The sequence below is a fragment of the Streptomyces phaeochromogenes genome, from assembly GCF_001418655.1.
Taxonomy (GTDB): Bacteria; Actinomycetota; Actinomycetes; order Streptomycetales; family Streptomycetaceae; genus Streptomyces; species Streptomyces phaeochromogenes.
Genome location: NZ_LIQZ01000183.1, coordinates 1 through 5,777 on the forward strand (window position 1 = coordinate 1; position 5,777 = coordinate 5,777).

The following is a 5,777-nucleotide window of genomic DNA, read 5'->3' on the forward strand; positions in this document are numbered from 1 at the left end:
CCCCCTCGCCGTCCAGGCGATCCGGGACGCCGACGGCCCGGCCCTCGTCATCACCTCCAACCCCGCCCTCTGGTCGGACACCAAGGACGCCCGCGCGAAACTGGGCCCCGTCCTCCTCTACGACCCCTCCCACCTCTGCGACACCCCGGCCCGCCTCCACTGGTCCCCGTCCACCGGCTGCGAGAACAAGGACACCGCGAAGGCCCGCGCGGCAGCGCTCCTCGCCCCGGTCCGCCCCACCGCGAAGATCGACCAGACGGTCGCCGAAACGGCGGAAACCCTCCTGCGCAGCTACCTCCACGCCGCCGCCGTGGACGGCCGCACCATCCGCCACGTCCACCGCTGGGCCCAGGGCACCCAGGTCCAGGAAGCCGTACGCATCCTCCGTACGAACCCCAAGGCCGCCTCCGGCTCCGCGGGCGAACTCGAAGCCACCCTCACCTCGCACCCCGAACGCCGGGACATCGCCCAGGAGTTGACGGCCCGCGCCCTGTCCGCCCTGTTCACGGTGAATGTCCGCGAAGCCTGCACCCCGAACCGAACCGACAGCCTCACCCTGGATTCTTTCGCCGACGAAGGGGGCACGCTCTATGTGGTCGGTGAACCCATCGAGGACCCCAGGGCGAATCCCGGCGCGATGCCCCTGCTGACGGCCCTCGCCTCAAGCGTGGTCGAGCGCGGCCGGCGCATGGCCGAACGGTCATCCTCCGGTCGCCTCGACCCACCACTTTCCCTCGTCCTGGACGACGTGGCGGCGGTGGCCCCGCTCCCCCAGCTCCCGGACCTCCTGGCCGCGAGCGGAGGCACCGGCCCGGACCGAGGCCTCCCCGTCCTGGCTCTTCTCCGCTCCCGCGAACAGGCCCGCTCCCGCTGGCCCCACCACGAACTCCCGGTGTAACTCCCCGCCCCCGGGGCCTGTCAGGACCGCTTGAACACGAACTCCAGCTCCCGCGCGCCCGGATCCCCGGGCACCGGAACGCTCTCCCCGGTGGGCACGAATCCGAACTTCCGGTAGAAGGCCTCGGCCCGCCCGTTCCGCTCGTCCACGAACAACCGCACCCGCTCCACCCCGGCGACCTCCCACGCCCACTCCAGGGCGTACGCGAAGAGCCGCTCGGTGAGCCCCCGCCCCCGCACTTCCGGCCGCACATACACGGCCACGAAGTGCCCCTGGCGTACCTCGCTCACATCCCCGAGCGCGCCCTGGGCCCCCGCCTCCTCGACGAGCACGACCACCGACCCGACCCACCGCCCGTCGGGCGCCACGGCCACCACCTGCTGCCGCTCACGCACCCCCTCGGCGGCCCCGGCCGCCCGCTCCCGCCAGAAGCTGTCGGGCCGGCCCACGGCAGCCTCGTACGTCTCCAGAAACGCGAGGTGCGCCACCGGATCCCGCAGCGCGGCCAGCCGCAGCTCCTTCGCCGCGGGCCACTCGTCGGCACGTACCGAACGCACCACGTGATCCGCCGAGGCATCGAGACGGTCATCAGAACGAACATCGGGGCTCATGAGGGTCACCGTAATACCGGGGTACTACACCCTTCACCTGATATCCCGCCGTCGTCCGACGCCCCCGGCCCCCGCCCGGCCGACCATCGAAGACATGATCACAGCCTCCGAACTGACCAAACGCTACGGCGGCAAACCCGCCAAATACGCCGTGTCCGACCTCACCTTCACGGTCCGCCCGGGCACGGTCACCGGCTTCCTCGGCCCCAACGGCGCCGGCAAGTCCACGACCATGCGGATGATCCTCGGCCTGGACGCCCCGACGCGCGGCACCGCCACGGTCGGCAACCATGCGTACGCCGACCACCCCGCACCCCTCCACGAGGTCGGCGCACTCCTGGAGGCCCGCTCGGTCCACCCGGGCCGCACGGCCCACCACCACCTGGTCGCGCTCGCCCTCACCCACGGCATCCCCAGGAGCCGCGTCGACCACGTCCTGGACCTCACCGGCCTGACCGACGTGGCCGGACGCCGGGTCAAGGGCTTCTCCCTCGGCATGGGCCAACGCCTCGGCATCGCCGCCGCGTTGCTCGGCGACCCGGCCACAGTGATCCTCGACGAACCGGTCAACGGCCTCGACCCCGAGGGTGTCCTGTGGATCCGCAACCTCCTCAAGTCCCTTGCCGCGGAAGGCCGTACGGTCTTCGTCTCCTCCCACCTGATGAGCGAGATGGCCGTCACCGCCGAGCACCTGATCATCATCGGCAGGGGCCGCCTGCTCGCCGACACGACGGTCGACACGTTCGTACGCGAATCGGGCGCGGGCACGATCAAGGTGGTCACCCCGGAAGCGGGCCTGCTCACCCAACTCCTCGCCGCCCCACCCGTGGACGTCACGAGCTCCACCCCCGGGATCCTCGAAATCAGCGGCACGGACGCCGAACACATCGGCCGCACCGCCGCCGCCCACGGCATCCCCCTCTTCGAACTCACCCCGCACGCCGCCTCGTTGGAGGAGGCCTTCATGGACCTGACCCGCGACTCCCTCGAGTACGCAGCCCACCTGGAGCCGGCATGACCACCCTCGCCCTCACCCCGGCCCGCATCCTGCGCTCCGAATGGCACAAGCTGTGGACGGTCCGCTCCACCTGGATCATGCTGACCGCCGCGACCGTCTTCACTATCGGCGTCGGCATCGCGATAAGCGCGTCCTACGAACAGGACCGCGGCGAGGTCTCCGGCGTCGACCCCGTCCAGTTCCTGCTCTTCGGCACGCAGTTCTCCCAGATCATCCTGGCCGTCGTAGCCGTCCTGTCCATCGCGGGCGAGTACGGCACGGGGATGGTCCGCTCCACGATGGTGGCCGTACCGCGCCGCCTCCCGGTCCTCTGGTCCAAGGCAGGTGTGGTCACCGCGGTCGTCTTCACCGCCACCCTGGCCACGTTCCTCGTCACGTTCACGGCCGGGCAGCTCTTCCTCGACGGCACGGACAAGGAACTCTCCCTCACCGACCCGGGCGTCCTCGGCACCCTCGTCGGCAGCACGGCGGGCCTGACCTCCCTGGCCCTCATCGGCCTCGGCCTGGGCGCCCTGCTCCGCTCGGTCCCCGGCGGCATCACCGCCTTCATCGGAGGCGTCACCGTCCTCCCCGAGGTCCTCAGGATGTTCCCGTACGACGTCATGGACAGCGCCGCCAAGTACTTCCCCGGCAGGGCCGCCGAGGGCCTGATGACCCTCCACGACTCCTCCGACTACGCGGCCACGGGCCCCGCCCTCCTCGCCCTCACCCTGTGGACGACGGCGATCCTGGGCACCGCGGGCCTGCTCCTCAAACGACGGGACGTATGACCAACTCCCCTACCACCGGCTCTCGTACGAGGATGGAACCGTGACCGAGACACGGGACCGGCCCCAGAACCGGCACCGGAACTGGCTGCGCAGAGCCCGCGACCAGAGCCGCCGTGACCGCGCCCGCCGGGACCAGGCCTGGCGCGACCAGTCCTGGCGGGGCTGGTCACCGGACGGGGCCCGCCAACAGCCCGTCACCCGCCAGATCCACCGCCTCAGCCACCGAATGCGCGCCTTCGACCGGCGCCACCCGCTGGTGTGGGACGTCCTGGTCACGGGCTTCTTCGTGACCGCCGCCTTCACCGACGTCCTGGGCGGCGGCTGGCGGTACATCACCCAGAACCCACAAGCGCCCACCTGGCTGATCGTCACCCTGTCGCTGGGCTTCACCGTCCCGCTCCTGTGGCGCCGCACCCACCCCGTCGCGATCCTGCTGCCGATGCTCCCGCTCGCCGTCGTCAACGCCTGGACGGGCACCGACCTCCAGGCCGGCCTGACCCTGCTCGTCGTCACGTTCAACATCGCGCTGCACACCGCACTGCGCACCCTGCTCGCGTCCTACGCCATCACGATGATCCCGATCGTCGTGGACGGCTTCCGCAACGCGACCGAACAGGCCGCCGACCACAGCCCCGACCAGACCATCGTCCCGCAGGCGACCCGCCTCGCCATGGTGGCGATCGTCGGCATCTCCTACCGCACCCGCCAGGAGTACCTCGCGTCCCTCGTCGAACGCGCCGCCCAACTGGAGGTGGAACGCGACCAGCAGGCCCGCCTCGCCACCGCCGCCGAACGCACCCGCATAGCCCGCGAGATGCACGACATCATCGGCCACAACCTCTCGGTCATCACCAGCCTCGCTGACGGCGGTTCGTACGCAGCCGCCAAGAACCCCGAACGCGCCGCCCAGGCCCTCACCGCCATCGGCACAACCAGCCGCCAGGCCCTGGGCGAACTCCGCCGCCTCCTGGACGTACTACGCACGGACCCCTCAGCAACAGAGCCACCAGGAGCCGAACCTCCGGGACCTGCTCTGCGGCCTGCCCTGGGACTTGAACCCCCGGGAGTGGAGATGGCCCCCCAGCCCTCCCTCACCGACCTCGACCACCTCATCGAGGGCGTACGCTCCGCCGGCCTCCCCGTCCGCACCACCATCCACGGCTACGCGACCGCCCTCCCCCCGGGCCGCCAACTCACCGTCTACCGAGTCATCCAGGAAGCCCTGACGAACACCCTCAAGCACGGCGGCCCCGACGCGACCTCGACCGTCTCGGTGTCGTACGGGGACGGAGGCGCCGTGACCACGACGGTGACCGACACCGGCCGCGGAAGCACGGCTCACGGCAACGGCACCGGGGGCCGCGGCCTCACCGGAATGCGCGAACGAACTGCCCTGTACGGCGGCACACTTGAGTCCGGCCCGCTCCCGGACCACGGCTGGCGCGTCCACCTTCACCTACCGGAGGAAACCCCGCAGTGACCACCGTGCTCATCGTCGACGACCAGCCGCTCCAGCGCTTCGGCTTCCGCATGCTCCTGGAGAGCCAGGACGACATGGCGGTCGTGGGCGAAGCGTCCAACGGCACCGAGGCGATCCGCATGACGGCCGAACTCCGCCCGGACGTCGCCCTGATGGACATCCGCATGCCCGGCCTCGACGGCATCGAGGCGACCCGCCGCATCGTCTCCTCCGGAGACCGCACCCGCGTCCTCATCCTCACCACGTTCGACCTGGACGAGTACGCGTACGCCGGCCTGCGCGCAGGCGCCTCCGGCTTCCTCATCAAGGACGCCCAGCCCGAGGAACTCCTCGCCGGCATCCGCGCGGTGGCCACGGGCGACGCGGTCGTCGCCCCGAGCCTCACCCGCCGCCTCCTCGACGCCTACGCCGAGCACCTCCCCACTCCGGGCCCGGAAACAATCCCCGGCCAGGACCCGCGCCTGACCTCCCTCACGGACCGCGAACGCGAAATCCTGACGGTCGTCGGCCAGGGCTGGACGAACACAGAGATATCCACCCGCCTCCATCTCGCCGAATCGACGGTGAAGACCCACGTCAGCCGAATCCTCGCGAAGACGGGCTCCAGGGACCGCATCCAAGCGGTAATCCTTGCGTACGACACAAGACTGGTGGAGCCGTCCTGAAAGGGCCGGGAAAAGGGGCCGAGAAACTACCCCTGAAACGCAAGAAAGCCCCCGCACCGAAGTGCGGGGGCTTTCCCATAAGATTTGTTCGGCGGTGTCCTACTCTCCCACAGGGTCCCCCCTGCAGTACCATCGGCGCTGTAAGGCTTAGCTTCCGGGTTCGGAATGTAACCGGGCGTTTCCCTCACGCTATGACCACCGAAACACTATGAAACTGTGAATACCGCACCATACCCGCGTGGCCACACAGGTATGGGGTTGTTCGTGGTTTCAGAACCAACACAGTGGACGCGAGCAACTGAGGACAAGCCCTCGGCCTATTAGTACCAGTCAGC

At 70.1% G+C, this 5,777-nt stretch carries 6 protein-coding genes and 1 rRNA gene; 5 read left to right on the forward strand and 2 right to left on the reverse strand.

The genetic code is table 11. The features are described 5' to 3' along the window. A partial coding sequence (locus tag AOK17_RS24885) for a type IV secretory system conjugative DNA transfer family protein (RefSeq protein ID WP_215491311.1) occupies positions 1-898 on the forward strand: 898 nt, incomplete at its 5' end. 20 nt (positions 899-918) lie between these two features. Here the strand turns inward: AOK17_RS24885 and AOK17_RS24890 are convergent. Beyond that, positions 919-1,509, reverse strand: coding sequence for a GNAT family N-acetyltransferase (locus AOK17_RS24890; RefSeq protein WP_055614783.1), 591 nt, complete (start codon positions 1,507-1,509; stop codon positions 919-921). A gap of 94 nt (positions 1,510-1,603) precedes the next feature. Here AOK17_RS24890 and AOK17_RS24895 point away from each other — a divergent pair, with 94 nt between their 5' ends. The 4 genes from AOK17_RS24895 (at position 1,604) to AOK17_RS24910 (ending at position 5,442) form a co-directional block, all read left to right on the forward strand. Then, a complete protein-coding gene (locus tag AOK17_RS24895) occupies positions 1,604-2,527 on the forward strand; it encodes an ATP-binding cassette domain-containing protein (protein WP_055614780.1) in 924 nt (307 codons plus the stop codon). Beyond that, positions 2,524-3,297 (forward strand): ABC transporter permease, encoded by a 774-nt coding sequence (locus AOK17_RS24900; protein WP_055614781.1) that lies wholly within the window; start codon positions 2,524-2,526, stop codon positions 3,295-3,297. The genes AOK17_RS24895 and AOK17_RS24900 overlap by 4 nt, the downstream gene beginning before the upstream one ends. A gap of 226 nt (positions 3,298-3,523) precedes the next feature. After that, entirely contained in the window at positions 3,524-4,777 is a 1,254-nt protein-coding gene (locus AOK17_RS24905) for a sensor histidine kinase (RefSeq protein ID WP_079053266.1), read from the forward strand. Next, positions 4,774-5,442: a response regulator gene (locus AOK17_RS24910; RefSeq protein WP_055614782.1), complete on the forward strand. Its 669-nt coding sequence runs from the start codon at positions 4,774-4,776 to the stop codon at positions 5,440-5,442. Before AOK17_RS24905 ends, AOK17_RS24910 begins: the two co-directional genes overlap by 4 nt. 86 nt (positions 5,443-5,528) lie before the next feature. Here AOK17_RS24910 and rrf read toward each other — a convergent pair. After that, positions 5,529-5,645: ribosomal RNA gene (rrf, locus tag AOK17_RS24915) — 5S ribosomal RNA — on the reverse strand. Positions 5,646-5,777: the final 132 nt, after the last annotated feature.